Origin of the sequence: Bordetella genomosp. 7 (genome assembly GCF_002261265.1) — a bacterium.
Taxonomy (GTDB): Bacteria; Pseudomonadota; Gammaproteobacteria; order Burkholderiales; family Burkholderiaceae_B; genus Bordetella_A.
On sequence record NZ_NEVK01000008.1, the window covers coordinates 751,400 to 778,384 of the forward strand.

28 protein-coding genes are annotated in these 26,985 nt (G+C 63.7%); 23 read left to right on the forward strand and 5 right to left on the reverse strand.

The features are described from left to right. The first annotated feature begins 8 nt into the window (after nucleotides 1-8). Genes CAL19_RS19770 through CAL19_RS19425 form a run of 3 tightly spaced genes read left to right on the forward strand, consistent with a single transcriptional unit; the run spans nucleotide 9 to nucleotide 1,272 of the window. Nucleotides 9-122: a cytochrome oxidase small assembly protein gene (locus CAL19_RS19770; protein WP_026639928.1), complete on the forward strand. Its 114-nt coding sequence runs from the start codon at nucleotides 9-11 to the stop codon at nucleotides 120-122. 10 nt (nucleotides 123-132) lie between these two features. Further along, nucleotides 133-357 (forward strand): DUF2970 domain-containing protein, encoded by a 225-nt coding sequence (locus CAL19_RS19420; protein ID WP_026639929.1) that lies wholly within the window; start codon nucleotides 133-135, stop codon nucleotides 355-357. 39 nt (nucleotides 358-396) lie between these two features. Next, nucleotides 397-1,272, forward strand: coding sequence for a cytochrome c oxidase subunit 3 (locus CAL19_RS19425; protein ID WP_094797704.1), 876 nt, complete (start codon nucleotides 397-399; stop codon nucleotides 1,270-1,272). Between the two features lie 105 nt (nucleotides 1,273-1,377). On the opposite strand, the gene CAL19_RS19430 is transcribed toward CAL19_RS19425, so the two are convergent. Next, complete coding sequence (locus tag CAL19_RS19430; protein WP_026639931.1) at nucleotides 1,378-1,578, reverse strand: twin transmembrane helix small protein; 201 nt, start codon at nucleotides 1,576-1,578, stop codon at nucleotides 1,378-1,380. A 34-nt stretch (nucleotides 1,579-1,612) separates the two neighbouring features. On the opposite strand from CAL19_RS19430, the gene CAL19_RS19435 reads away from it, so the two are divergent. The 5 genes from CAL19_RS19435 to CAL19_RS19455 all read left to right on the forward strand — a co-directional run bounded on the left by CAL19_RS19435 (nucleotide 1,613) and on the right by CAL19_RS19455 (nucleotide 5,673). Next, nucleotides 1,613-2,374 carry an SURF1 family protein gene (locus CAL19_RS19435; RefSeq protein WP_094797705.1) on the forward strand — a complete coding sequence of 254 codons (762 nt, stop codon included), beginning with the start codon at nucleotides 1,613-1,615 and terminating at the stop codon, nucleotides 2,372-2,374. A 106-nt stretch (nucleotides 2,375-2,480) separates the two neighbouring features. After that, the gene (locus CAL19_RS19440; RefSeq protein WP_170940399.1) at nucleotides 2,481-3,062 is read left to right on the forward strand and encodes an SCO family protein; all 582 of its coding nucleotides are present in this window, start codon (nucleotides 2,481-2,483) and stop codon (nucleotides 3,060-3,062) included. Nucleotides 3,063-3,113: 51 nt separating this feature from the next. Beyond that, complete coding sequence (locus CAL19_RS19445; protein ID WP_026639934.1) at nucleotides 3,114-4,142, forward strand: COX15/CtaA family protein; 1,029 nt, start codon at nucleotides 3,114-3,116, stop codon at nucleotides 4,140-4,142. Nucleotides 4,143-4,151: 9 nt separating this feature from the next. Continuing rightward, on the forward strand, nucleotides 4,152-5,045 hold the full coding sequence (cyoE, locus tag CAL19_RS19450) for a heme o synthase (RefSeq protein WP_026639935.1): 894 nt from the start codon (nucleotides 4,152-4,154) through the stop codon (nucleotides 5,043-5,045). Nucleotides 5,046-5,064: 19 nt separating this feature from the next. After that, complete coding sequence (locus CAL19_RS19455) at nucleotides 5,065-5,673, forward strand: SCO family protein (protein WP_026639936.1); 609 nt, start codon at nucleotides 5,065-5,067, stop codon at nucleotides 5,671-5,673. Nucleotides 5,674-6,062: 389 nt separating this feature from the next. On the opposite strand, the gene CAL19_RS19460 is transcribed toward CAL19_RS19455, so the two are convergent. After that, the gene (locus CAL19_RS19460; protein WP_026641101.1) at nucleotides 6,063-6,290 is read right to left on the reverse strand and encodes a DUF3717 domain-containing protein; all 228 of its coding nucleotides are present in this window, start codon (nucleotides 6,288-6,290) and stop codon (nucleotides 6,063-6,065) included. 135 nt (nucleotides 6,291-6,425) lie between these two features. On the opposite strand from CAL19_RS19460, the gene CAL19_RS19465 reads away from it, so the two are divergent. From CAL19_RS19465 to CAL19_RS19490, 6 genes are all read left to right on the forward strand, one after another. Then, nucleotides 6,426-7,070: a glycine zipper 2TM domain-containing protein gene (locus CAL19_RS19465; RefSeq protein ID WP_094797707.1), complete on the forward strand. Its 645-nt coding sequence runs from the start codon at nucleotides 6,426-6,428 to the stop codon at nucleotides 7,068-7,070. 27 nt (nucleotides 7,071-7,097) lie between these two features. Further along, complete coding sequence (locus CAL19_RS19470) at nucleotides 7,098-7,787, forward strand: PhaM family polyhydroxyalkanoate granule multifunctional regulatory protein (RefSeq protein WP_038852626.1); 690 nt, start codon at nucleotides 7,098-7,100, stop codon at nucleotides 7,785-7,787. Between the two features lie 61 nt (nucleotides 7,788-7,848). Beyond that, nucleotides 7,849-9,219, forward strand: coding sequence for a bifunctional UDP-N-acetylglucosamine diphosphorylase/glucosamine-1-phosphate N-acetyltransferase GlmU (glmU, locus tag CAL19_RS19475; protein ID WP_026641099.1), 1,371 nt, complete (start codon nucleotides 7,849-7,851; stop codon nucleotides 9,217-9,219). Continuing rightward, a complete protein-coding gene (locus CAL19_RS19480; RefSeq protein ID WP_051423887.1) occupies nucleotides 9,216-10,607 on the forward strand; it encodes an MFS transporter in 1,392 nt (463 codons plus the stop codon). The genes glmU and CAL19_RS19480 overlap by 4 nt, the downstream gene beginning before the upstream one ends. A 105-nt stretch (nucleotides 10,608-10,712) precedes the next feature. Next, a complete protein-coding gene (locus CAL19_RS19485; RefSeq protein ID WP_094797708.1) occupies nucleotides 10,713-12,032 on the forward strand; it encodes a UDP-glucose dehydrogenase family protein in 1,320 nt (439 codons plus the stop codon). Continuing rightward, the gene (locus CAL19_RS19490; protein WP_094797709.1) at nucleotides 12,032-13,099 is read left to right on the forward strand and encodes a glycosyltransferase; all 1,068 of its coding nucleotides are present in this window, start codon (nucleotides 12,032-12,034) and stop codon (nucleotides 13,097-13,099) included. The genes CAL19_RS19485 and CAL19_RS19490 overlap by 1 nt, the downstream gene beginning before the upstream one ends. Nucleotides 13,100-13,351: 252 nt before the next feature. Here CAL19_RS19490 and CAL19_RS19495 read toward each other — a convergent pair whose 3' ends face one another. Beyond that, nucleotides 13,352-13,840: an Lrp/AsnC family transcriptional regulator gene (locus CAL19_RS19495; protein WP_094797710.1), complete on the reverse strand. Its 489-nt coding sequence runs from the start codon at nucleotides 13,838-13,840 to the stop codon at nucleotides 13,352-13,354. 148 nt (nucleotides 13,841-13,988) lie between these two features. Between CAL19_RS19495 and glmS the strand changes: the two genes are divergently transcribed. Then, a complete protein-coding gene (glmS, locus tag CAL19_RS19500; RefSeq protein WP_026641094.1) occupies nucleotides 13,989-15,821 on the forward strand; it encodes a glutamine--fructose-6-phosphate transaminase (isomerizing) in 1,833 nt (610 codons plus the stop codon). Between the two features lie 126 nt (nucleotides 15,822-15,947). On the opposite strand, the gene CAL19_RS19505 is transcribed toward glmS, so the two are convergent. Beyond that, complete coding sequence (locus tag CAL19_RS19505; protein WP_212589913.1) at nucleotides 15,948-16,544, reverse strand: TetR/AcrR family transcriptional regulator; 597 nt, start codon at nucleotides 16,542-16,544, stop codon at nucleotides 15,948-15,950. 73 nt (nucleotides 16,545-16,617) lie between these two features. Here CAL19_RS19505 and bdcA point away from each other — a divergent pair, with 73 nt between their 5' ends. Next, nucleotides 16,618-17,331: an SDR family oxidoreductase gene (gene bdcA, locus CAL19_RS19510; protein ID WP_094797711.1), complete on the forward strand. Its 714-nt coding sequence runs from the start codon at nucleotides 16,618-16,620 to the stop codon at nucleotides 17,329-17,331. Between the two features lie 204 nt (nucleotides 17,332-17,535). On the opposite strand, the gene CAL19_RS19515 is transcribed toward bdcA, so the two are convergent. Then, a complete protein-coding gene (locus CAL19_RS19515) occupies nucleotides 17,536-18,330 on the reverse strand; it encodes a hypothetical protein (protein ID WP_141214402.1) in 795 nt (264 codons plus the stop codon). A 355-nt stretch (nucleotides 18,331-18,685) separates the two neighbouring features. Here CAL19_RS19515 and CAL19_RS19520 point away from each other — a divergent pair, with 355 nt between their 5' ends. From CAL19_RS19520 to CAL19_RS19550, 7 genes are all read left to right on the forward strand, one after another. After that, nucleotides 18,686-20,305, forward strand: a complete 1,620-nt coding sequence (locus CAL19_RS19520) for a class I adenylate-forming enzyme family protein (protein WP_094797713.1) — start codon at nucleotides 18,686-18,688, stop codon at nucleotides 20,303-20,305. Next, nucleotides 20,298-20,714, forward strand: coding sequence for a Zn-ribbon domain-containing OB-fold protein (locus CAL19_RS19525; protein WP_249276344.1), 417 nt, complete (start codon nucleotides 20,298-20,300; stop codon nucleotides 20,712-20,714). Before CAL19_RS19520 ends, CAL19_RS19525 begins: the two co-directional genes overlap by 8 nt. Beyond that, the gene (locus tag CAL19_RS19530) at nucleotides 20,711-21,868 is read left to right on the forward strand and encodes a thiolase (RefSeq protein ID WP_094797714.1); all 1,158 of its coding nucleotides are present in this window, start codon (nucleotides 20,711-20,713) and stop codon (nucleotides 21,866-21,868) included. Before CAL19_RS19525 ends, CAL19_RS19530 begins: the two co-directional genes overlap by 4 nt. Nucleotides 21,869-21,898: 30 nt before the next feature. Continuing rightward, on the forward strand, nucleotides 21,899-22,864 hold the full coding sequence (locus CAL19_RS19535) for a tripartite tricarboxylate transporter substrate binding protein (RefSeq protein WP_094797715.1): 966 nt from the start codon (nucleotides 21,899-21,901) through the stop codon (nucleotides 22,862-22,864). 173 nt (nucleotides 22,865-23,037) lie between these two features. Continuing rightward, a complete protein-coding gene (locus CAL19_RS19540) occupies nucleotides 23,038-24,687 on the forward strand; it encodes a mechanosensitive ion channel family protein (protein ID WP_170941568.1) in 1,650 nt (549 codons plus the stop codon). Between the two features lie 98 nt (nucleotides 24,688-24,785). Further along, nucleotides 24,786-25,391: a flavodoxin family protein gene (locus tag CAL19_RS19545; RefSeq protein WP_026641091.1), complete on the forward strand. Its 606-nt coding sequence runs from the start codon at nucleotides 24,786-24,788 to the stop codon at nucleotides 25,389-25,391. Between the two features lie 40 nt (nucleotides 25,392-25,431). Continuing rightward, nucleotides 25,432-26,496 carry an FUSC family protein gene (locus tag CAL19_RS19550; RefSeq protein ID WP_081745766.1) on the forward strand — a complete coding sequence of 355 codons (1,065 nt, stop codon included), beginning with the start codon at nucleotides 25,432-25,434 and terminating at the stop codon, nucleotides 26,494-26,496. The last annotated feature ends 489 nt before the right edge of the window (nucleotides 26,497-26,985 follow it).

Below are 26,985 nucleotides of genomic sequence, written 5' to 3' on the forward strand. Positions count from 1 at the left end.
AGTTAGCCATGACTCCTGAACAACGTCGCCGCAACAAGACCATCGGGCTGATACTGCTGGCAATTGTCCTTGCCGTGTTCGCCTGGACGTTCTTCCGCGGTTCGGCCATCATGGCCAAGTAGGGCACAAGCCATGACGCACGACATCCGCGACGCTTCGCGTCGCAAAATGAACTTCCTGCAGACGCTCAAGGCGGTTCTGTGGGGCATGTTCGGCGTGCGGCGCGGAGCGGGCTACGAAGAAGACGCCGGCAAGCTGAACCCCGTGCACCTCATCATCGCGGGGCTGCTTGCCGGAGCAATATTTGTGACGCTGCTGGTTTTGATCGTGCGCTGGGCCGTGGCCAGCCTGTCGTAGCAGCAAGCATTTCAACAAATCAGTACCAGGGAGAAGACCATGAGTGCAAGCCACTCGGTTCAAGGTAAAGAGGCACCGTACTACTACGTACCGGCGGATTCGGCTCACCCCGTGCGCACCGCGGTAACCCTGCTGGCCATGGCCCTGGGCGCGGCGGCGTGGTTCAACGACGTTAGCTGGGGCAAGTGGTTGCTGCTGGTGGGCGTCCTGGGCTTGTTCGTGTCGCTGTATTTTTGGTTCGGCGACGCCATCCAGGAATCCGAAGCCGGCCTGAACAGCAAGCGCATCGACCTGTCGTACCGCTGGGGCATGAGCTGGTTCATCTTTTCCGAAGTCATGTTCTTCGCCGGCTTTTTCGGCGCGTTGTGGTACATCCGCGTCATCACCACGCCGTGGCTGGGCGATCTCGACCACCGCCTGTTGCTATGGCCGGACTTCCAGGCCGTGTGGCCCAACTTCGGCCCGGCGGGCATCGTCGAAGAATTCCAGACCATGGGCCCCTTCTGGCTGCCCACCATCAATACGGCCCTGCTGCTGACCTCGGGCGTGACGCTGACCATCGCGCACCACGCCTTGCGCGCCAGCCATCGCGGCAAAGCCATTTTCTGGCTGTTTGCCACCGTGCTGCTGGGCTTCATCTTCGTGGGTTGCCAGGCGTACGAGTACCACCACGCCATCTATGACCTGAACCTGAAGTTCAGTTCCGGCGCCTATGGCTCGCTGTTTTACATGCTGACCGGCTTTCACGGGTTCCACGTCATCGTCGGCGCCACCATGCTGACGGTCATCCTCATCCGCCTGATACGCGGCCATTTCACCGCCGACAACCACTTCGGCTTTGAAGGCGCGGCCTGGTACTGGCACTTTGTGGACGTGGTGTGGCTGGGTCTGTACCTGTTCGTATACTGGTTCTGATACCGTCCGCCAAACTGCCGAATGCCCCCGACAGGGGGCATTCGCACGAATGACCGGCGCTTTTTCCTGCGCCGCTTGAACAAAAGGAACCGGCCGCTGCCGTTCCTATCTAATGCCTGTACTTTCGATCCAGCCCAGGTGATGGGCCAGCAGAACGAACAGGAACAGGGCTACCGACAGCCCGATGCGCACAGTCAGTGCATTGACCGTACGGCTGGTTGAGCCCTTGTCTTTCATCAGATAGACCAGGGCCGATGCCAGGCTGGCCAGGATGCCGACGAAAGCCAGGACGACGATGACGCGCATTGGGGTCTCCGGGTAAAACGGAATTATTGCAGACATGGCTCATTCAGTCCGCCGCACCTTGGCAGCATTGCTGCTGCTGGGGGTGGCCGTTGCCATACTTGCCTCGCTGGGTGCGTGGCAGTTGCGGCGTGCCGACGAGCGCCGGGCCCTGCTGTCCGCCATCGAGGCCGGCCGTTCCCGGCCGCCCCTGAGCCTGTCGCCCCGCACCCCGGCTGCGGATCTGCAGCCATGGCGTCCCGCGCAAGCCACCGGACGATGGCTGGACCAATACAGCGTACTCCTGCAGAACCGCAACCAGGAAGGGCGGCCCGGTTACTGGCTGGCGACGCCACTGTTGTTCGATCCCCCGGGCCACGGCGCCGTGCTGGTGCTGCGAGGCTGGCTGCCGCGCACGCCGGGGCAGTCTGTTGCGTCGCTGCCCCCCGCGCCGGCCGGCCTGCAGCGCGTCAGTGGCGAATTGGCCGCCCGCGTGCCGCGCCTGTTCGAACTCTGGTCGCTGGGCGGTTCGCGGCCGGACCAACTGCCCGGTACACTTCCTGCGGCCGACGGCGCGGTGCCGCACGTCCAGAACCTGGAATTGGCCGCCTATGCGCGCGCGACGGGCCTGGACCTGCTGCCGGCGGTGCTGATGCAAACCGGCGGCCAAGACACGCTGGTGCGCGACTGGCCACAGCCGTCGGTCGACTACAACCAGAATCAGGGCTATGCCCTGCAGTGGTTTTCGTTCGCAGGCATCGCCGCCATTGCCTGGGTAGTGGTGGCCTGGCGGGGCCTGCGCCGCCGCGCATCCCGATAATCCGCTACCCATCACCGGCATACCCCTCGTTGAATTTCAGGAAAGCAAACCCGTGCCACGCGTAACCCACTCCGCTCCTGCTCCTGCCAACAAGAAGCGCTCATTGCTGCCCCTGGTGCTGGTGTTTCTGTGCGCGCTGGCGCCCATCGTGGCCGCCTTCGTGATGTACTACAACCCGCAATGGTGGCCCGAAGAGTCCAGCAACTACGGCACGCTGCTCGATCCACAGCGTCCCATGCCCGCCGCGCAGGACCTGCAGCTCACCACCCTGGACGGCAAGCCTTTCGACCTGCAGTCGCTCAAGGGAAAATGGCTGCTGGTCAGTGTGGGCGAAGGCGCTTGCCCCGAAGCCTGCGCCCGCAAGCTTTTCATCACGCGCAACTCGCATGCCAGCCAGGGCAAGAATGTGGACCGCCTGGCGCGCGTCTGGTTTATTACCGACGATGCCGAAGTGCCCCAGAAGGTGCTCGAAGCCTATCGCGGCACCGTCATGGTGCGCGCGCGGCCCGAACAACTGGCGCGCTTTCTGCTTGCGCGCGACACGGTGCAAGGCCAGCCCGGCCTGCTCGATCCCATCTGGGTCATTGATCCGCTGGGCAACCTGATGCTGCAGTTTCCCGCCGATGCCGATGGCGTCAAGGTGCGCAAAGACATCAGCAAGCTCGTATATAACTCGCGCATCGGCTGACGCCCTGCCCGCATGTCCGTCGCCCCGCAATGGCCATAGGCCGGTATTTATATGGACCGCATCAAGCAACGCTACCGCAAGCTGGTTTTCTTCACCTGGTTTCTTACGCTCGACCTGATCATGTTCGGCGCCTTCGTGCGCCTGACCGATTCCGGCCTGGGCTGCCCGGACTGGCCGGGTTGCTACGGCAGCGTCACCCCCCTGGGCGCAATGTCCGACATCCGCCAGGCGTCCGAAGCCATGCCGTTCGGCCCCGTTACCTTGTCGAAAGCCTGGATCGAAATGATCCACCGCTACGTCGGCGCGTTTCTCGGCATGCTGATCATTGCGATCGTCGTGATGGCGTGGCGATACCGCCGCGAATTGGGCCGCTCGCCGGCGCTGGCAGTCGTCACGCTGGTGGCCGTGTGCGTGCAGGGCGCCTTCGGGGCCTGGACCGTCACGCACCGGCTGATGCCCGCGGTCGTGACCGCGCACCTGGTGTTCGGCTTGTCCGTGCTGGCCCTGATGACCTGGCTGTCGGCGCGCGAGCGTCCGCACGCGCCCCTGTCGGCCCATGCCCTGCGCTGGCGTCCGTGGCTGGTGGGCGGCACCTTGCTGCTGCTGGTGCAGATCACCCTGGGGGGCTGGGTCAGCACCAACTACGCGGCGCTGGCCTGCCTGGACTTCCCGACCTGTCACGGCCAGTGGTTCCCTGAAATGGACTTCCGTGGCGGCTTTTCGGTCATAAGGGGCCTGGGTGAATTGCCGTCGGGTGAAATGATCTCGCAGCATGCCCTGACCGCCATCCACTGGGTACACCGAAACTTCGCCTTCCTTGTGCTGGCGTACCTGGGCGTGCTGGCCTGGCGCATGCGATCCGAGCCTGCGCTACGAGGGCCGGCCACGCTGGTGCTGGCGCTGCTGGCCGCGCAGCTGTTCACCGGCCTGACCACCATTTTCTTCCAATGGCCGCTCTTGATTGCCGTGTTGCATAACGGCGGCGCGGCCGGTTTGACGCTTGCTTGCGTCGTCATGCTGGTGCGCCTGTCGACCCCCGGCGTCGCCCGGGCGGTCGCTCCGGCAGTCCAGCGCGTTTAGAATAGTGTTATGACCAGTTTTGCCGCTACACAACCCGGGCTCCTGCGCCAATACCTGGTGCTGACCAAGCCGCGCGTGACGCAATTGGCCGTTTTCTGCGCCATTATCGGTATGTTCCTGGCCGTGCCAGGCCTGCCCGACCCCGGCCGGGTGGTGTTTGCAACCATAGGCATCTGGCTGCTGGCGGCTGCCGCGTTTGCCGTCAACTGCCTGATCGAACAGGAAATCGACGCCCGCATGCTGCGCACGGCGCGGCGCGCCACCGCGCGCGGCACCATCACGGCCACGCAGGTTCTCACTTTGTCGGGCCTGCTGGGCGGCACCGGCATGGTCGTGCTGTATCACCTGGTCAATCCGCTGACCATGTGGCTTACGTTCGCTACATTCGTGGGCTACGCGGTGATCTATACCGTCATCCTCAAGCCGCGCACGCCGCAGAACATCGTTATTGGCGGCCTTTCGGGCGCCATGCCCCCCGCGCTCGGGTGGGCCGCCGCGGCCGACGCCGTGCCCGCCGAAGCCTGGCTGCTGGTGCTGATCATCTTTATCTGGACGCCGCCCCACTTCTGGGCGCTTGCGCTGTACCGCAACCACGACTACGCCAAGTCGGGGCTGCCCATGCTGCCCGTCACCCACGGCCAGCAATTCACCCGCCTGCATATCCTGCTGTACAGCCTGGCGCTGGTGGCCACCACCACGCTGCCTTACGTCGTCCGCATGAGCGGCCTGCTGTATCTGGCCAGCGCCTTGGTGCTGGGCGGCCTGTTCGTCGGATACGCCTGGCGGCTGTACCGCCAGTACAGCGACGCGTTGGCGCGTCGCCTGTTCCGCTTTTCCATCCTGTACCTGGCGCTGTTGTTTGCTGCCTTGCTGCTGGATCACTGGGTCGGCCTGCTTGCCTGACCCTCGGAGAACTCGCAACATGTCCCTGTTCAATATTTCGCGCCGTGCGCTGTTGCGCGGCGCGGCGGCAATCGGGCTAGCTGGCCTGCTGGCCGCCTGCACCGACGCGGCGCCCAGCTTCAAGGGCAACGACATCTCGGGCACCCAGTTGGGCAAGAGCCTGGCCCTGGCCGATCACAATGGGCAGCCGCGCACCCTGCAGGATTTCGACGGCAAGGTGGTCGTGGCGTTTTTCGGGTTTACGCAATGTCCCGATGTCTGCCCGACGGCGCTGGCCGAACTTTCGCAGGTCATGCAAAAGCTGGGCGATGACGCCGGGCGCGTGCAGGTGCTGATGATCACGGTCGACCCCGAGCGCGACACGGCCGACGTGCTCAAGCAATATGTAACCACCTTCGATTCGAGTTTCCTGGGTCTGACGGGCACGCCCGAGCAGATCAAGCAGGCGGCCGCCTCGTTCAAGGCCTACTACGCCAAGGTGCCCACCGAAGGCGGCAAGAACTACACCATGGACCACACCGCGGCGTTCTACCTGTTCGACGCCAAGGGCGAATCTCGCGTCCTTGCCAACAACACCATCGGCGCCGACGCCCTTGCCCACGACATCAAGGCGCTGCTGGGCTCCTGAGCGCCGCCCCGCGGTGTCAGGCACCCTGCGGCAGCCACACACCAACTTGGCGTGACGGTGTTTCCTCTGAAGGTGTCTGACTCCCGAAGGGTGTCAGACACCACACCCACGACATCAAGCGCTGCCGGGCTCCTGAGCGCCGCCCCGCGGTGTCAGGTACCCTGCGGGAGCCAGACACCAACCTTGCATGACGGTGCTTCCTCTGACGGTGTCTGACTCCCGAAGGGTGTCAGACACCACACCCACGACATCAAGGCGCTGCCGGGCTCCTGAAGCGCCGCCCCGCGGTGTCAGGCACCCTGCGGGAGCCAGGCACCAACCGTGACGGTGTTTCCTCTGAAGGTGTCTGACTCCCGAAGGGTGTCAGACACCACACCTCGCAGGCCTCGTCAATCGGCCCCGTGCGCAGTTCGCCACTCGGTATACGCCGCCAAGGCATCCGGGCTTAGCTCCGCAAGGCCGACTTCCCGCTTTTGTTGCATGATCATCAATGCATAGGGCGTTGCCAACGCCGCGGCCTGCGGGCACAGCCGCGATTCGTCGCCTTGCGACGGCAGGCGGTTGCGCCAATAATTGATGGCCTGTTCGAGCTCGGTCACGGGAATCGGCTTGTCCATCCGGTCATTGTCCCAGAATGCACAGCGGCCGTACGGCCGTTCCTTGCAAAGGGTCACTATCGCAACACGCCGATACCACGGGCAGGGTCGATCAGGTGCTATATAACGGGCCGTATCGTTGAACAAGGACGAACCATGAACAGTCCAGTAGCTTCCCCTGGCGCCGCTACCCGGCGGGGCCTGCACCCGCTGGTGGCGACGGCGGCGGTGTCCGTCATCCTGCTGTGCGCCGTGGCTGTCGCGGCCCTGCTGGGATGGTTGCCGACGCCTTGGGCCGACCCCGCCGCGTCCGCGGGCCAGGCCGCCACGTCGGAAACCCAGCCAGGCCAGCCCGCTGCGGGCGCCGCGCCGGCAAAAGTGGCTTCCGCCGCTCCGGCCGCGGGCAGCACCCCCAAGCCCGCCGCCAAACCCGCCTCCGCTGCGGCTGAATGCCATCAATGCGGCGTGGTCGAAACCATACGCCCCATCCAGGTGCCGGTACAGAACAGCGGCCATAACATCGTCGGTACCGTGGCCGGCGGCGTGGTGGGCGGCGTGGTCGGCCACCAGTTCGGCGGCGGCAGCGGCAAAGACGCCCTGACTGTGCTGGGCGCCGTGGGCGGCGCTTTGGCAGGCCATGAAATCGAGCGTAATATCAGGCAGCAGCAGACCGTGACGCACTACGAAATGACCGTGCGCATGGCCGACGGCAGCACGCGCAAATTCCATAGTTCGCAACCGTTTGCCTATGCTTCCGGTGATCACGTGCGCATCGAAAACGGCCAAATCCTGCCGCGCTAGCGTCCATCAGGGCGCCCTGGAGCCTGAATGTCCGACCCCCAATCCAAATCCAACCCCTTCGTGCTGCCTGGCTTGGGCCAGGACGGCGACATGGCCGGCAACCCATTGCTTGCCAGTATGGAAATGATGCGCCAGGCCTGGGCGGGATTGGCCGGGCCGGGCGGGCTGGCGCAGGCGCTGCCCATGACGCCTCCCATGAACCTTGAAGATCTCGAGCGCCGCATTGCCGAACTGCGCTCGGTCGAAAGCTGGCTGCGCATGAACCTGTCCATGCTCACGAGCACCATCCAGGGGCTGGAGGTGCAGCGCGCCACCATTGCCACCCTGCGGTCATTCGTAAGCGGCGCCGCCGGCGGCAATCCGTCTCCGCTCGAGGTCGCGCTGGGCTTGAAACCCGCCACGCCGGCGCAGCCGGGCGCCGCCGCCCCTGAATCCCGCAGCCAGCCGGCGGGCGGCGCCGCGGCGTCGGCCGAGCCGGCTTCCACGGCCGAGCAAGTCAGCCAGGCGGCCCAGTCGGCATCGCAGGCCTGGTGGGATCTGCTGCAGCAGCAATTCAACCAGCTTGCCGCAGCCACGGCCGCCACCATGCCCGAAGCCTCGGGCGCCGCCGCGGCGTCCGCCAGCGAACCGGCCGACCAGGCTCCGCGCAAGCGTGCTCCTCGCAAACGTGCGGCAAAGGCGGCCACCGGGCGCGCCACGGCGCCCCGCAAGTCTTGACCCTCTGCTTTCCATCGCGCGGCCGGCGTCCGCCCGCCGCTTCACCGTATCTTCGTCTCTTATGCTAAACGTCGTCATTCTCGCTGCCGGACTCGGCAAACGCATGCAGTCCGATCTTCCCAAGGTGCTGCATTCCCTTGCCGGCAAACCCATGCTGGAACACGTGCTGGACAGCGCCCGCCAGCTCGAGCCCGGCCGCATCGTGGTGGTGGTGGGGCATGGCGCCGAGCGTGTGCGCGGTGCCTATGAAGGCCGCCCCGGGCTGAGTTTCGCGCTGCAGCAGCCGCAGCAAGGCACCGGCCATGCCGTACAGCAGGCCGTTCCGCTGCTGCAAGAAGACGGCCAGGATGACGTCACCCTGGTGCTGTATGGCGACGTGCCGCTGGTACAGCCCGATACTCTGCGCCGCCTGCTGCAGGCGCGCGGGCAGGGCGCGGCCGTTCTTACCGAGATTCTCGACGACGCCACCGGCTATGGCCGCATCGTGCGCAACGAACAGGGCCAGGTGGTGCGGATTGTCGAGCACAAAGACGCCACCGAGGCCGAACGCGCCATCCGCGAAGTCAACACCGGCATCATGGCCGCGCCTACCGCTCGCCTGAAAGAATGGCTGGGCCGCATCGACAACAACAATGCCCAGGGCGAGTACTACCTTACCGACGTGATCGGCCTGGCCGTGGCCGACGGCGTTGCCGTGGGCGCCGCGCAGCCGTCCGCCGGCTGGGAGACCCTGGGCGTCAACAGCCGCGTGCAACAGGCCGAGCTCGAGCGGCGCTGGCAGCTTGAACAGGCGCGGCGACAACTCGAGGCCGGTGTCACCCTGGCCGACCCGGCGCGCTTTGACGTGCGTGGCACGCTATCGTGCGGGCGCGATGTGTTCATCGACGTGGGCTGCGTGTTCGAAGGCAAGGTCGAACTGGCCGATGGCGTGCGCGTGGGGCCGCACTGCGTGCTGCGCGACGTATCGGTGGGCGCGGGCACACACATCGACGCCTTCAGCCACATCCAGCAGGCTACCGTCGGTCGCGACGCGCGCATCGGCCCCTATGCCCGCCTGCGCCCCGGCGCCAGCCTGGGCGATCGCACACACGTGGGCAACTTCGTCGAAATCAAGAACAGCGTGCTCGACGCCGACAGCAAGGCCAACCACCTGGCCTACGTGGGCGACGCCGATATCGGCGCGCGTGTGAACGTCGGGGCCGGCACCATCACCTGCAACTACGACGGCGCCAACAAGCATCGCACCATCATCGAAGACGACGCTTTCATCGGGTCGGACACCCAGCTCGTCGCGCCCGTGCGCGTGGGCAAGGGCGCTACCCTGGGCGCGGGCACCACACTGACCCGCGATGCGCCGGCCGGCAAGCTCACGGTCTCGCGTCCCAAGCAGGCCACGATCGACGGCTGGCAGCGACCCCAGAAAAAGTCGTGAGCACAGAACCCAGGCCGGCCGCCGGCGCCTCGCCCCGCCAGGCGTTGCCCGACGGCCTGCCCACGCCACGCCGGTACTGGGCCGCCGCCACGGTGCTGGTGGGCATCAGCATGTCGGTGCTGGATACCAGCATCGCCAACGTGGCGCTGCCCACCATCGCACGCGACCTCGACGCACTGCCGTCGCAGGCGGTCTGGATCGTCAACGCGTACAACCTCGCGGTCGTGATGTTGTTGCTGCCGTTGTCGGCGCTGGCCGAACGCGTCGGCTTCAAGCGCATGTACACCATCGGCCTGGCGTTGTTTGCACTGGCTTCGCTGTCGGGGGCGCTGTCGCAATCCTTATGGCAATTGACCCTGGCGCGCGTCGCGCAAGGCGTGGGGGCGGCGACGCTCATGTGCATGTTCGGGGGCATGGTGCGCAACATTTATCCGTTGCGCCTGCTCGGACGGGGCATCAGTCTCAATGCCACCACCGTCGCCGTCATGTCAGTGGTGGGGCCCACCCTGGGGTCCATCATCCTGGAAGTCGCGCACTGGCGCTGGATCTTCGCCATCAACCTGCCCATTTGCGTGGCGGTGATGTTCGGCCTGCGCCACCTGCCGGAGGTGCCCCGCAACACCGTGCGGCTCGACTGGGTCAGCGCGCTGCTCTGCATGCTGACTTTGGGCGTATTCATTTCGGGGGTCGATACACTGGGGCAAGACTGGTTGCGCGGGTTGGCGATGATCCTGTCGGCCTGCGTGACGGGCTGGGCGCTCGTGCGGCGCGCCGGCAGGCAGCCCGCGCCGCTGGTGCCGGTAGATCTGTTGCGTATCCGCGCAGTCGGGTTCGCCGTTGCGGCATCCGCGTTCACGTTCGCTGCACAAATGGCATCTTACGTGTCGCTGCCGTTCTACTTCCAACAGATACTGGGACGGTCGTACCTTGAGGTCGGCATGTTGATGGGCGCATGGCCCGTAGGCACCGGCATCGTCGCTCCGCTGGCCGGACGCTTGTCCGACCGGTATTCGGCCGCCACCCTCAGCGGCGCAGGCGCGGCCGTCATGGCCGTGGGCTTGATCGGGCTGGTCGCCATGCCGCTGGACGCGCCCAATTCGTGGATCATGGGCGCCATGTTCGTCACCGGGCTGGGTTTCGGGTTTTTTCAAACGCCCAACAACCGGGCCATGCTGTCATCCGCGCCCCGCCAGCGCAGCGGCGCCGCCGGCGGGCTGCAGGCAACCACGCGGGTGTTCGGCCAGAGCTTCGGCACGGCGCTTGTGGCCATCGCCTTCGCGCTCAGCAGCAGATACGGCCCCACCTATGCGTTGGGCTTCGCCACCCTATGCGCCACCGCGGCAATTGCGGTCAATGCGGTACGCTTGAACAAATTGCGCGCCGGCTGATGCATCCAGGCGCCAGTTGCGGCGCTGCCGGCCGGCTTTTCCCCGCATTGCGCCAGCAGCCCGCCATCTATAATTCCGCCGAACACCATCTATAGGCATTTGCGCATGAAAATCACGGTTATCGGCACAGGTTACGTGGGCTTGGTCTCGGGCGCCTGCCTGGCCGACATGGGCAACGAAGTCATGTGCCTGGACGTCGATGCCGGCAAGATCCAGATGTTGCAGCAGGGCGGTATCCCTATCTACGAGCCCGGCCTGGAAGATCTCGTCAAGCGCAATGCCCAGGCCGGCCGGCTGCAGTTCACCAACGACATCCCGGCCAGCGTCGCCTTCGGCGACGTGCAGTTCATCGCAGTCGGCACACCCCCCGGCGAAGACGGCTCGGCCGACCTGCAACATGTACTGGAAGCGGCGCGCAACATCGCCCGCCACATGACCAGCCGAAAAGTGGTGGTGGATAAATCGACAGTGCCCGTGGGCACTGCAGACAAGGTGCGACAGGCCATCGCTGCAGTGCTGGCCGAACGCGGTGTCGACGTGCCTTTCAGCGTGGCGTCCAACCCCGAATTCCTGAAAGAAGGCGCGGCCATCAAAGACTTCATGAGCCCCGACCGCATCATCGTCGGCGCCGACGATGAATACACCATAGGCGTCATGCGCCGCCTGTATGCGCCCTTCCAGCGCACGCACGAGCGCCTGATGGTCATGGACGTGCGATCCGCCGAGCTGACCAAGTACGCCGCCAACGCCATGCTGGCCACTCGCATTTCGTTCATGAACGAAATGGCCAACCTCGCCGAGGCGCTGGGCGCCGACATCGAGCACGTGCGCCGCGGCATCGGCGCCGACCCCCGCATCGGCTATCACTTCCTGTACCCCGGCGTAGGGTACGGCGGCTCCTGCTTTCCCAAAGACGTGCAGGCGCTGGCGCGAACCGCCGCCGAGCACGGGTTGCCCATGCGCGTCGTGGCCGCCGCCGAAGCCGCCAATGATGCCCAGAAGCTGCGGCTGTCTCAAAAAATCGTGGCGCATTTTGGCGACGACCTGTCCGGCCGCACCTTTGCCCTGTGGGGCCTGTCATTCAAGCCCAACACCGACGACATGCGCGAAGCGCCCAGCCTGACCGCCATTGCCGAGCTTACGCAGCGCGGCGCGCGCGTGCGGGCCTACGACCCAATCGCCATGCCGCACTCGCGCCAGCTGCTGGCAAACAATCCCGCCGTCGAATTCGCCGACGACATGTACCAGGCGCTGGACGGGGCCGATGCTTTGCTGATCGCCACCGAATGGAAAGTGTTTCGCGCGCCCGACCTGGAACGCATGCGCGCCCTATTGAAGAACCCCGTAATCATTGATGGACGCAACCTGTATTCGCCCGCCGATATGCGCGCGCTGGGCTTTGAATACCAGGGCATCGGACGCTGATGAGAATCCTGCAGCTCAACTTCGAGAAAGGCTGGCGTGGCGGCGAACGCCAGACCCTGTATTGCATGCGTGCGTTTCGCGCCGCAGGTCACGAGGTCGAACTGTTGTGTCGTGCCGGCGGGCCGCTGCAGGCGCGCGCGGGCGAAGAAGGTTTCCTGGCCCATGGCGTGCGCAACGTGCCGGCGCAGCTGGCCTTTCTGGCTCGCGCAGGCCGAAGCTACGACATCATCCACGCGCAAACCGCCAATACCGTCACGTGGGCCGTTCTGACCAAGGCCGTGCACCGGCGCCCGGTGGCGTTTTCCCGGCGCACGTCCTTCGTCGTCAAGCCCGGCGAAGAATGGAAGACGGGCGCAAAATGGCGCCGGGTCGATTGCTTCGTCGCCATCAGCGAAATGGCCGCGGCCGAACCGCGCCGGCTGGGGCTTGACCCGGCCATCATCCGCAGCGCAGTAGAACCGCACGAGATCAACCGTGCCAACGTCGAGCGCCTTGTCGACGAACTGGGGCTGCGCGGCAAGAAGGTGCTGGCCACTTCCGCGGCGCTGATACGCGACAAAGACCCGCTGACCCTGATACGCGCGGTGGGCGAACTCGCCCGGCAACGCGATGACTTCGTGTTCGTGCATTTTGGCGCGGGCGGCGACCGGGAAGCCGAATCGCGGGCAGAAGTCCAGGCGCTGGGTCTGCAAAACGTATATCTGTTCGCGGGGTTCCGCAAAGGTATCGAAGATTTCTACAGCATCTTCGACGTCTTCGTCATGAGCTCGCAGGAAGAGGCCCTGGGCAGCAGCGTGCTGGACGCGTTTTTGCAGCACGTGCCCGTCGTGTCCACCGACGCGGGCGGCCTGAAAGAAAGCCTGGCCGACGGCCGCGGCGTGCTATGCCCGGTGGGCGACGCGCACGCCATGGCCCTGGGCATGGCGCGCTGCCTGGACGATGACGAGTTCCGCGCTGACTGCACCCGCCGCGCCTACGAATACGTGCGCACCGAGCACGACGTAACCGAAATGGGGCGACGCTACCTGGCGCAATTCGACAGACTGCTGCGCGCGCGCCAACGCTGATCTGATACGTCATCCCGCCACATCGCATCCGGTGTCTGACACCTCTGGTGTCAGACACTCCCCCGGGGCGATACGTCATCCCGCCACATGGCATTCAGTGTCTGACACCTCTGGTGTCAGACACCCCCCGGCGATACCCATCCCGCCACATAGCATTCGGTGTCAGACACCCCCCCGGGGCGATACGTCATCCCGCCAAATAGCATTCAGTGTCTGACACCTCTGGTGTCAGACACCCCCCCGACGGATACCTCATCCCGCCACATCGATCCGCGTTTCGAATTTCGCGCGGTGCACTGAAAAAAACGTCCTGACGTTGCGCACATTCGCCTGCGATGTAAACACCCGGTGCGCCAACGCATGATAGGCGGGCATATCCCGCACCTGGGCCACCACCACAAAATCCGGCCCTGGCGATACGCGGTAACACTGCAGCACCGCAGGTTCGTCTACCAGACTGCGCTCGAATGCATCCAGGCTTTCTGCCGTTTGCACATCCAACGTGATTTCCACAATGGCTGTCAGGGTGCTGCCCAGCTTCTCGGGCGCCAATATGGCCACCTGCCGCGCGATCACGCCGGCCTCGACCAGACGGCGCACCCGCCTCAGGCAAGTCGGTGCCGATGCGTGCACCCTGGCGGCGAGTTCCTGGTTGGTCAGTGAACAATCTTCCTGCAGCTCGACCAGAATGCGTCGGTCCAGATCATCGAGTTCCACCAACTCGTGGGGTTCATTCTGCATGTTTATTTCAAAAATACCGGATAAATGGAAAAAGATTTAAACACGTTTGTGTAAGAAAATCATCTGTCATTATTGGCGTAATAAAGCAATCAAATTTCATCGCGCCCAGCGCACAATGCGCCCATACCCAAATCACCGGAGATTCCCTATGTGCGGCATTGTCGGCGCCGTCGCCCAACGCGACATCACTCCCATCCTGGTCGAAGGCCTGAAGCGGCTGGAATATCGCGGATACGATTCCTGCGGCGTGGCGCTGTACGTCGACGGCCACCTGCGCCGCACCCGCAGCACGCAACGCGTGGCCGAGCTGGCCGACCAGGTTGCGCACGACAACCTGGCCGGCTTCACGGGCATCGCCCACACGCGCTGGGCCACCCATGGCGTGCCCGCCACGCACAATGCACACCCGCACTTCTCGCAACTGGGCAAAGACGAACCCCGTATCGCGCTCGTGCACAACGGCATCATCGAAAATCATGACGAACTGCGTGCCGAACTGCAGGCCGCTGGGTACGTATTCGAAAGCCAGACCGACACCGAAGTCATCGCCCACCTGGTCAACCACCTGTACAACGGCGATCTCTTCGAAGCCGTGCAGCAGGCCGTGCGCCGTCTGCAAGGCGCCTACGCCATAGCTGTTTTCTGCCGGGACGAGCCGCACCGCGTCGTGGGCGCGCGTCAAGGTTCGCCGCTGGTGGTGGGCATGGGCCAGAACGAGAACTTCCTGGCCTCCGATGCGCTGGCGCTGGCCGGCACCACTGACCAGATCATCTATCTTGAAGACGGCGATGTCGTCGACCTGCAGCTGTCGCGCGTGTGGATCACCGATATGGAAGGCAAGCCCGTCCAGCGCAAAGTGCACACCGTACACGTGCACACCGGCGCCGCCGAACTGGGCCCCTATCGGCACTACATGCAGAAAGAGATCTTCGAGCAGCCCCGCGCCGTGGGCGACACGCTGCAAGATATCGAAAGCATCACGCCGGAACTGTTCGGCGACGGAGCCCACAAGATCTTCAAAGAGATCGACTCCGTGCTGATCCTGGCGTGCGGCACCAGTTCGTACGCCGGCCTTACCGCCAAATACTGGATCGAGTCGCTCGCCAAGATTCCGGTTGCCGTCGAAATCGCCAGCGAATACCGCTACCGCGACAGCGTGCCCAACCCGCGCACTCTGGTCGTCACCATCTCGCAATCAGGCGAAACCGCCGACACGCTGGCCGCGCTCAAGCACGCGCGCTCGCTCGGCATGGAACACACCCTGACCATCTGCAACGTGGCCACCAGCGCCATGGTTCGCGAATGCAAGCTGGCCTACATCACGCGCGCCGGCGTCGAAATCGGCGTGGCGTCCACCAAGGCATTCACCACTCAGCTTACCGCGCTGTTCCTGCTGACCCTGGCACTGGCGCAAACGCGCGGCAGGCTCACCGAAGAGCAAGAAGCCGACCACCTGAAGGCCTTGCGCCACCTGCCGGCCGCCATCGGTTCGGTGCTGGCGCTGGAGCCCCAGATCATGGCCTGGGCCGACCGCTTTGCCAGCAAAGAAAACGCCCTGTTCCTGGGCCGGGGTATGCATTACCCCATCGCCCTGGAAGGCGCGCTGAAGCTCAAGGAAATCAGCTACATCCACGCCGAGGCCTATCCGGCGGGCGAGCTCAAGCATGGGCCGCTGGCGCTGGTTACGGAACAGATGCCCGTGGTCACGATCGCGCCCAAAGACTCGCTGCTGGAAAAGCTGAAGTCCAACATGCAAGAAGTGCGGGCCCGTGGCGGCGAACTGTATGTCTTTGCCGACGCAGACAGCCGCATCGCCAACAGCGAAGGCATGCACGTCATTCGCATGCCCGAGCACTACGGCGTGCTTTCCCCCATCCTGCACACCATTCCGCTGCAGCTGCTGTCATATCACACCGCCTGCGCGCGGGGCACCGACGTAGACAAGCCGCGGAACCTGGCAAAGAGCGTGACGGTGGAGTAGTAACTCGAGGTAGTGCGAGGGTAGCCGGCGCGGGCTTCGTTGCCGGCTTTTCTAGAACACAGGAGACGTCATGCGCCGCCGCACTGTGGCGTCCGCATACGCTGTGAATTGCAGCACTTGCATGCCTCATCCAGCGCGAAGGATGGATGTGACGGCAAGGCTCGCCACGCGCACGGTTTCGAGAAGGACGTTCAATTCCTTACCAGCGCGCGCCTGTGCGGAAAGACCAATCATCAGAGTGTTGATGTACTCGGTAAGTCTGGCTGCTTCTAAGGGATGTCGAGCAGCGATATATGTGCGGATGACTTCAACCGCAGCATCATGTGCAGCGCTGGCAAGAACACGCGCTTCTGCGTCGCTGCAACGGCATCCCTCCAGCACTATGCATCCAGTCGCCGCAGGGTCGCCGGCATAACGACGCGCCGCTTCCTCAAGCATTGCGGTGATGCAGTCCGCTACCGGACGGTCAGAGCGCAGAAGGCCTGTAAGCGGGATGGCTCCGTGATGAGCATACCGGTGGATGACCCGCTCATAAAGACCAGCTTTGCTTCGGAACGCCGAATAGAAACTGGGTGTGTTGATGCCCAGGGCGTCGGTCAGGTCCGACACGCTGACGGAGTCATAACCCCGGGAATGGAACAGGCGCTGAGCAGTTGCGATGGCCTCATCTACATCGAATTTACGCGGTCGACCCCGACTTCGAACTATTTTTTTAGGTTCCACTACAAAAATCCTTGACATTGCCGTCTCGTCTATTATTATAGTGACCACTACATATTTTACCTAGGGGTCAATGATGGCTGCGTTCGAAGGGAAGTCGGTGTTGGTGTTGGGAGGAAGTCGCGGAATTGGCGCGGCAATTGTGCGGCGCTTTATTGCGGATGGGGCGGACGTAACGTTCACTTATTCAGGATCGCAGGCCGCAGCCGAGGCGCTTGCTACTGAAACAGGCAGCAAGGCGGTCCAGACAGACAGCGTAGACCGGGATGCGGTCATCGCACGGGTGCGCGACAGCGGCCCACTAGACGTACTGGTGGTCAACGCCGGAATTGGAGTGTTCGGCGACGCGCTTGAACTTGATCCGGATGCCGTAGACCGTCTGCTTAAGATCAATGTGCATGCGCCTTATCACGCTTCTGTCGAGGCAGCGCGTCGTATGCCTCAAGGTGGGCGCATCATCGTTATCGGATCGGTGAACGGAGACCGGATGCCCGTGCCTGGCATGGCGGCATATGCACTCAGCAAATCGGCTCTGCAGGGGCTGGCTCGAGGCCTCGCGCGTGACTTAGGTCCGCGCGGAATTACCGTGAATGTTGTTCAGCCGGGGCCGATCGACACGGATGCCAATCCAGCCGATGGGCCGATGAAAGACCTGTTGCATGGATTCATGGCCATCAAGCGCCACGGCCAGCCAGAAGAGGTTGCGTCAATGGTGGCATGGCTGGCCGGTCCAGAAGCCGGATTCGTGACTGGGGCGATGCACACGATAGACGGTGGATTCGGAGCCTAGAGACAGACGAACAAGAACCAACTGTGCATTTCCTGTTCGATTTACCTGGTAAACCGAAAATACAAGGCTTGAGCTGTATTTTCGGTTTACAACCGATGAGTTGTAGAAAGATCACGCTGGGCTGCGCGCGACGGCATTTCTCGGGATCAACTGTCTTTCGAAACCTGGCTAAGTGGGGTTTAGCCGCCAGAAGCGGCGCTTGGGCTAAGGCACCCGGCGGTAGAGCTTGCGGTCCGCATCCAGCAGGATCGCACCGCCGCGCTGAAGGCTGCCGCCGATATGCAGTTCGGAAGTTGTCGGCAGGTGGATCAGCCAGCGGTCAGGATCGACGCGGCCATCCGGGTACACGGTGCCCGTTGTTGCGATCAATTCGGCGCCCTGGGGCAAGGGGATGTTCTCGATATGGTTGCCCTCGGCTAGCGTGCAGCTCTGGAACTCGCCCACGCCGCCATCCGGATGAGTCGCGAAAATGATCGGCTGGGCGGCATCGCATACCCAGCCCAGCAGCACGCCGTGGCCCTGGCCTTCAAGGCGGATGTTTATTGGCGTGTAGCCTGTGGTGCGGTGGGCCTCATCGGTGTGAATAGCGAGATAGCGCCTGGCTGTCAGGGTGCTTACCCCACCGATCTGCACGGGGTAGGGAAAGCGCGCCGTGCTGAAGGCGTCGGGCCGGTGCGCGATGGCAAGCTCCAGCGCGGTGCCGGCCGGCATTTCGATCGCGCCTAGAACACGGGGCTTCGTGAGTGTGAGGCGGAAGCTGGCGTCGTAGGCCGCCCGCGATTCTGCGACATGGCGCTGCAACTGATAGAAACTGACGAGCGTGTATACACCCAGAACGGCCGACGCGGCATACATCATGGTGCGCCGGGGGCTAAGCCGCTGCCGCGCTGATGCGCTCAAGCAAAGTCGCAGGGTCCAGCCCAGCCAGAATAAAGTGGCCAGGACGAAAGCCAGCCGGGTCAGAACGAATTCAAGCGAGGGCAGAGCAACCGGAATCAAGGTACGTCTCGGGCGGTTATATCAATGACTGGCACGTGGCGGGCGTAGGGATTCTGAAGCGTTGAAGCGTCGCGGCCCCGACCCGCATAGCCGGGCGGCAAGGCACAGAGCCCCGGTCGCGCCCGTCGGGTCGGGTCAGGCATCGAGCCCGTGCAATTGTACGGATGTGTTCCGGGGGTCTGCGCGCATCGCCGCCCAGCGTGCCCCTCGTCGCGCCCCGCGCCGCCACCCGCGCCGCCCCGCATTTTGCCTTCCCGGGGGCTGGCGGCGCCGAAAGTCGTTGACAGAACATCAAGCCCATCACAAAATGTCCGTACAAACTAACAAATAGAACAACGCGTGGAGGGAGACCAAGATGTTGTCGCCGCAGCAAGTTCTTGCGCTGTATCCGCCGCACTCTGGCAGCCTGTATTCGCTCTTTGAATCACGCGTAAGCGCCGTACCGGACCGCGAGTTCCTGGTATTTCGCGGCATCAGCTACCGCTATCGTGAAATGCATGCCCTGGTCGAGCGGGCTGCCGCCATGTATGCCGCCCGCGGCATTGGCCGGAGTGACCGGGTAGGCGTGATGTCGCGCAACCATGTCACCACCATCGTGAGCTTTCTGGCTCTGGCCAGGCTGGGCGCCACTATGTGTCCATTCAATCCAGATTTCCGTGAAGAGGAAGCGGGTTATGTCATCAAACACGCCGAACTGAGTGGCTTGCTTTGTTCGCCTGCGTGCCTGCTTACCGCGCGCAAGGCAGTGGCGCAAAGCCAGCGCGACGCGTGGATATTGCTCAACGAGCCCGACCCCGAGTGCGCCGAGATTCCCACCTGGAATGAAGCCCTGGACCAGGCGCCGGCCGAGCCGCCGGCCGACGGCTCATCGCCGGAGGCGACCTGTGTCTTCATTTATACGTCGGGCACGACCGGCCTGCCCAAGGCGGTCATGCATGCGCAGAGATCGGTGGTGCTTTCCGCCGAAGGGTTTGTCGGCCGCATGTATCTGCAGCCTGATGACAGGCTTTTGTGCATTTTGCCAACCTTCCACATCAATGCCTTGTTCTATTCGGTCTGCGGCGCTCTCGCGGCGGGCGCGACTGTCATTCTGGAAGAGGCATTCTCGGCATCCCGCTTCTGGCGCACCGTGAAAGAAAGCCGTGCCACCGAAGTTAACTTTGTGGCAGCCATTCCAGGCATTCTGGCCAAGAGGCCGCGCGAGGAGTTCGTGGCAGGCCACTGTCTCAGCAAGATCTGCGTGGCGCCGCTATCAAAGGAAACCGACGCCTTGTTCACAGGCACATTCGGCGTCCGGGACCTGCTGGATGGCTATGGCATGAGCGAAGCCCCGGGCATATGTATCACTCCGCTCACAGGGCCGCGTCGGCTCGGATCGGTAGGCAAGCTGTGCAGGCATCCCGATCCGGAAATGACGTTCGCCGAGCTGCGCGTCGTGGACGAGGCGGGCAATGACGTTCCGATCGGTCAAGTGGGCGAGTTCATGGTGCGTTCGCCTACGTTGATGCAAGGGTATTTTCGCGATCCGGAACAGACACAGGCGTCGTTTCGCGAAGGCGGATGGTTCATAACGGGCGACATGGGATACCGCGACGACGACGATTTCATCTGGTTCGTCGGCCGCAAGAAAGACATCATTCGCAAGCGCGGCGAGAACATTTCTGGCGCGGAGCTCGATCGCGTTGTGGGAAACCATCCGTGCGTGCAAGAGGCCGCGGCCATTGCCGTGCCTGCCGAACTGGGCGAGGACGAGATCCTGGTGGCTGTGGTGCCGCGACCGGATTCCCACATCACCGCACAGGAAATCGCCGCCTGGTGTGCGGCGCGCCTGGCCCGCATCAAGGTGCCGCGCTTTGTTGTGTTTGTAGACGAGCTGCCGCACACCGCCACGCATCGGGTGGAAAAGCACAAGCTCAAGAAAGACCCAGCTTTGCTGGCCCGCGCCATCGACCTGCAGGAGACCGTCCGTGAATGATTCCTCTGAACCGCGCGCCGCGCTCGGCCCGGACGGCGAGTATGCCGCCCACCTGGCCGAGGGACGCTTCATGCTGCAGCAATGCTGCCAATGTGAACGCCACGTGTTCTTTCCCCGCGTGTTGTGCCCGCACTGCGGCGGTTCGCAATTGCAATGGACGGCCGCGAGCGGCGGCGGCACGGTGTATTCCGCCACGGTAGTGCGCCGCAAGCCTCAACATGGCGGAGACTACAGCGTCGTGCTGGTCGACCTTGACGAGGGGCCGCGCATGATGAGCCGTGTGGAGGGGCTGGCGCCCGACGCGGTACGGATCGGAATGCGGGTTCGCGCCCGCATCGTATCCGCGCCCGACAGCGCCGACTCGGCGTGGTTCGTCGTGTTCGATCCTGTCACGGAGACCTTGCAATGAGCACTGCCAATACGCTGCGCGGATCCGCCGCTATCGTCGGGGCAAGCCTGGGCACGCCGGGCCCACGTCCCGGCTTGAGCGCCCTGGACATCATGGCCGATGCCGCCTCCGGCGCGCTGCGCGAGGCAGGGTTGACGCTGGCAGATGTCGATGGCCTGTTCGTCGGGTCCGCCTATCATTATCTGTCGACGCTCTCGGCGGCGGAATACCTGGGCATACAGCCACGTTTCTCCGACAACAACATGGTGGGAGGGTCGTCGTTTGTTGCGCACTTGCTGACGGCGGCTATGGCGCTGGCCACGGGGCAATGCAACGTTGCACTGATCTGCTACGGCAGCAACCAGGGCACCGGTTTCGGCAAACTGAAATCGATGTCCGAAGTGCAGAAGTACGAGGCGCCATATCAACCGCGCTATCCCATTTCAAGTTATGCGTTGGCCGCGGCGCGCCATATGCACCAGTACGGCACCACGCGACGCGATCTCGCCGAAGTGGCCGTCGCCGCTCGCGCCTGGGCCAGGCTCAATCCCGACGCCCAGGAGCGCGGGCCGCTGAGCGTCGATGACGTGCTTGCGGCCCGCATGATCAGTGACCCGTTGGGGCTGCTCGATTGTTGTCTGGTCACCGATGGCGGCGGGGCCCTGGTGCTGGTGCGGGCCGAGCGGGCGCGCGATTTTCCCAAGCCGCCGGTGTACGTGCTTGGCGTGGCGGCCGCACACTGGCATCGCCAGATCAGTTGCATGCCGGACCTGACCGTTACCGCTGCGGCAGAGTCGGGCCCGCGCGCGATGGCGATGGCGGGGATCACGCACCGGGACGTGGATGTGGTGGAGCTCTACGATGCGTTCACCATCAATACGCTGCTGTTTCTCGAGGACCTGGGATTCTGCGCCAAGGGTGAGGGGGGCGCCTTTGTGCAGGGTGGGGGCATCGCGCCCGGCGGCCGCCTGCCGGTCAACACCAATGGCGGCGGGCTGTCGTGCTGCCACCCGGGCATGTATGGAATCTTCTTGCTGGTGGAAGCCGTCAGGCAGTTGCGTGCCGAAGCGGGCCAGCGGCAGATAGATGGGGCGAACATCGCCCTTTGCCACGGCAACGGAGGGGTGCTTTCCAGTCAAGTCACCGCGGTTCTGGGAGGTGCGGCAACCCTGTAATGCCTATTGATAACAATACAGGAGACAGAAATGCGTTTGATGACTGCCTTGCTTGCAGGGCTGTGCGTGGCTTCAGCAGCGGGTCCGGCGTTCGCGGATACTTATCCGGATCGTCCCATCACGCTGGTAGTTCCGTATCCCCCGGGCGGAGCCACCGACCCGATCGCACGAACTTTTGCGAGTAAGCTCAATGAAGCATGGGGGGTGCCCGTCATTATCGAGAACAAGCCGGGTGCAGGCACGACGATAGGCATGCAGCACGTGGCACGGGCCAAACCCGACGGCTATACCATCATAATGGGTACGACCAGCGTCGGCACCAACCCCGCGCTATACGAAAACCTGCCCTACGACACGATCAAAGACTTCAGTTACCTGAGTCGCGCCGGCGTACTCCAGATCGTGGCTATTACCAACCCGAAGGTGCCGGTAAAAAGCCTGGCGGAACTGATCGCGTACGCCAAGAAGAACCCGGCCAAGCTTAATTACTCGTCCGCCGGCAACGGCACTATCACGCATCTCACGGCCGAATATTTCAAGGCGTCGGCCGGCGTGGATATGGTGCATGTGCCCTACAAGGGCAGTTCAGCCGCGGTTACAGCGGTGGTGTCGGGCGAGGCGGACGTGAGCTTCGATACGTATTTCACGTCGCAACCCTTCATCAAGGCTGACCGCATCGATGTGCTGGCCAGCGCCGGCCCTGCTCGCATGATTTCGATGCCGGATCTACCGACATTGGGCGAAACGTTTCCCGGGTTCACGGCGTTCTCGTGGCTGGGCTTCATGGGGCCCGCCGGGATGCCGCCCGAGATCGTGGAGAAATGGTCCGCCGAAGTGCGGCGCATTGCGGCCTTGCCCGACGTCAAAGAGCGGCTGGGCGCCGCTGGCGTCGAGGCCGGAGGAACCACGCCGCAAGAATTCGTGAACTTCGTACAGGCCGAGATTGCAAAGTGGACCAAGGTCGTGGCAGAAGGAAATATTCCCAAAGTGCAATGACCAGGCCCGGCGGCGGCCAGTGAGAGGCCGCCAGGGCCCCCTTGGCCGCAACTGAGACAAGGCCGGCTTGCCGGCCTTGGTCGACGATGCCGGGCTCATCAATGATAATGCGGCCTTATCCGCTCGGCAGAAAGGGGGCACAGGTGAGGGCGCTGGCAAGATGGTGCAGGGCAATGGCGGGCGCGTGTTGCGCGGCCTGGATGATGTGGCTGGTAAGCGCGCCGGCATTTGCCGTGGCCGAAAGGGCCTTGTCGCCGGTCAGTACCGCAAGCCCTGGTGATACCTATCGGTCGCTGGTGTCGGGCATGCAGCGCCTGGAACAGCTGTACATCGGCTACACCGCAGACAAGAGCTTCGCCAATCTTCGTGAAATCCGCTATCAGTTGAATCGGCTGCGCACGCTGCTGGACCTGAGCGAGGTGCCCGCGGCCAATCGTGTGAAGGCGGGCAACGCGGCGCTGACGTATCTTGGGGACATCGTCGCGCGTCTGCCGTCGGTCGATGAGGACTCGATCCCTGGCGCGCGCGACGGCGGAGCGCCGCTGCCAGCCCGCTGGACGGTGCCGGGCACCGATATCAAGATCGCGCGCCAGGAAGACGGCCCTAACGCAGGCGAATACCTGTTTACCGCCGGCAGCATCGCGCACCTGGCCGAATACTATCAACGGGTCAAGCACCTGCCGGTGGTTCAAGCACGGCACTATGCCTCGCTGCACGAAGAACATATCAACGCAACGGGGCCGCTGGTGCCCGATTGGCTGACGCGGCGCATCCCTGATTCGCTGAAAACCGCCTATCTGAACACCCCGGTCTGGAAAATCATCGCCATTGCCGGTGTGGTCGGCCTAATGCTGGCGCTGGTGTGGTGTTGGGCGCGGGTGGTGCGGACCCAGGGGCGTCGCGGCAGCGAACTGCGCCGCCTGGCGTGGCGTTTTTCATTGCCGGTGGCGCTGATCGCCATCTATTCGTTGGCCGAATGGTTCGTCATATCGCATATCGACCCCGCCGGGTGGTTTGCCACGGGCGAACGCCTGGTGTTTACCGCGGTGTTCTATGCCGTGGCCGCATGGGCGGCATGGGTTGGCTGCTTCCTGATGGCCGAAGCGGTCATCAGCACACCCCGCATCTCGCGCAACAGCCTGGACATACACTTGCTGCGGCTGGCGGCGCGTGTCGCGGCAATTGGCTTGGCGGGCGGTATCCTGGTGTACGGCGCCAACGAGATCGGCATCCCCGCGTTGGGCCTGATCGCGGGGATAGGGGTGGGGGGTTTTGCATTGGCGCTGGCCGCACAATCGACCATAGAAAACCTGTTCGCGGGCGTGGCGCTTTTTGCCGACCGGCCCTTTCGTATCGGCGACGTGATCAGTTTTGGCGAGCAGCGGGGCGTGGTCGAGGCCGTGGGCACCCGCTCGAGCCGGATCCGTGCGTTGGACGGGACGCTGATCACCGTGCCCAATCGCGATCTGGCCAAGACCGAGATCGTCAACTATACGCAGCGCGACAAATGCCTTTTCGTCCATACGCTGGCCTTGCGCGTGGATACGCCTGCATCACAATTGAACGAATTGCTGGAACGGCTGCGAGCTCTGATGTCGTCCGACGACATGGTCGAGAAGAAAGACGGGTGGCCACGCGTGCGCTGCGTGGGCCTGGGTATAGGCCGGATAGAAGTGGAAGTGCGCGCCCACGTGCTGACCAATGACTTTACGAAGTTCCTTGCGGTGCAGGAAGCGCTGCTGCTGCGTATCGTCGAATTGATAGACTCGATGCGCATCGAATTGGTGCCGACGCGCTTCATGATTGCGGCGCAATCGAAGTAGTCGCGGTGGCGGGATGACGACCGGCGGCCGCCGTGCCGAACCATCACCGGGCCTGATATTTGCTGGCCGTGCGGTATGTCATCACAACGAGGTGCGTCATGCCTCTTACCGCCATCGGCATTAACTGTACGCTCAAGAAGTCGCCCGCGTCGTCATCCTGTGAACTTTTGCTGAGCCAGGTCCTGGAAGAACTGCGCCGGTTGGGTGTGGTCTGTGACCTGGTCAGGGCGGTAGACATGGCCATCGCGCCCGGCGTGACATCCGACGAGGGGCCGGGCGACCAGTGGCCCGAACTGCGCCGGCGTGTTCTGGCGGCGGATATTCTGATCCTGGGAACTCCCATCTGGCTGGGCCATCCGTCCAGTGTGTGTCAGCGCGTCCTGGAACGCATGGACGCCTTCCTGGGCGAGATGGACGATGGCAACCGCATGGTTACCTATGGCAAGGTCGCCGGTGTGGCGGTGGTGGGAAACGAAGATGGCGCCCATCACGTCAGCGCGGAACTTTTCCAGGCCCTGAACGATGTCGGCTTTTCCCTGCCTGCCAGCGCGGTCACGTACTGGGTGGGCGAAGCGATGCAGAAGACGGATTTCCGGGACCTTCCTTCCACGCCCCGCAAGACCGCACAAACCACTCGCGAACTGGCGCTGAATTGCATGCACCTTGCGCAGTTGTTGCGCACTTCGCCCTATCCGCCGCGATGAGCCCGCGCGCTGTCCGGGCGGAATACCTGGCCAAGTCTATATGCTGAGCGTGCCTGACGCTGTACGCCTGCCCGTGCAAACCGTTGCTGCCGTGGGCCTTGCCTATGCCAGCATGGTCTGGCTGAACTTGCCAGAAATTGCCTGGGCCGCCTTTTCTGCGCTCTTCGTGCTGCGCACCAGCGTTGAAGGCACGGTAGGCGAAGCGTGGGGGCGCGTGCTGGGGGCGCTGATAGGCGTCGTGCTTGGGGTGGGCTGCGTGCTGGCGTGCCGGCTGCTGGACCTTCCTGTTGTGCTGGGCGCGGTGGCCGGAGTGGGCGTGGCCGCCTATCTGTCGATGCGCTGGCAGGCGTTGAGTTATAGCCTGGTTACTGTTACCGCGGTTACTGTGGAACCCGCGGCCGATGTGCTGGCTGGGGCCCTGGATAAAACCGTGGCCGTTGGCGTCGGGATTGCCTGCGGTGTACTGGCGGCCGTGGTGGTGCTGCCGTTGTCGGCGCAGCACAGCGTCAGGGCCAACCTTGCCAACCTGATAGAGACTTACGGCGAGCTGTTGGTGAAGTGGGCCTCTATGCTGGAAAGCGGCAAGCAGCGCCCGCGCCTGTATGACGACAACATGATGGAGCAGGCCCGATTGCGCGCTCAGGAAATGTCTTTGCAGGCCAGGACGTTTCCGATGGACTTGTTGTATCCCAATGCCCAGCTGCGGCAGCTGCATGCGCAGATCGATCGGCTGTGGCTTACTGCGGCGCTTATCGAACGTGCGGGCGACTTGCAATTGTCCGAGCAGATCTGCAGCCGCCTGGGCCCGGCGCTGGATAAAGTGGCGGCGTCTGCCCAGGAGCAGATTGTGGGCATGGCGCAGGTTGTTCGTCGCGGCAAGCGCGCGGCGGTGCCCAGGCGTCCGGCCGCGCCGCTGATACGGCTGGACAGTGTGATTGACGACTGCGTCAAGAAAGACTCGTTCAGCGCCTCGGAAATCGAATCCATAGAGGCAATTCGATGGGCCTGGCGCGAAGTGACTCGCGAGCTCGACGCATTGGCCGATTATCTCGATCCGCCGACGAAAGCCAAGTCCCGTCCAAGGCATCAAGGGCAGGGTGTCTGACACCTTCGGAGTCAGACACCGGTAGTGACGGTAGTGCGCAATCCTGGGCGTGGTGTCTGACTCCCGCAGGGTGTCTGACACCTTCGGATTCAGACACCGGTAGCGCGCAATCCTGGGGGTGGTGTCTGACTCCCGCAGGGTGTCTGACACCTTCGGAGTCAGACACCGGTAGCGCGCAATCCTGGACGTGGTGTCTGACTCCCGCAGGGTGTCTGACACCTTCGGAGTCAGACACCGGTAGCGCGTAATCCTGGGGCTTGGTGTCTGACTCCCGCAGGGTGTCTGACACCTCCGGAGTCGGACACCGGTAGCGCGCAATCCTGGGGGTGGTGTCTGACTCCCGCAGGGTGTCTGACACCTTCGTGAAGTGACCCCCAAAAGTTGGATATCAACTTTGGGGTTATTTCATGGAGAAGTACAGTGAATCGGTCAAACTGGCGTCGGCTCAGGAGTATTGCGAGGGCAATGCCGGGATTGCGGCGGTAGCGC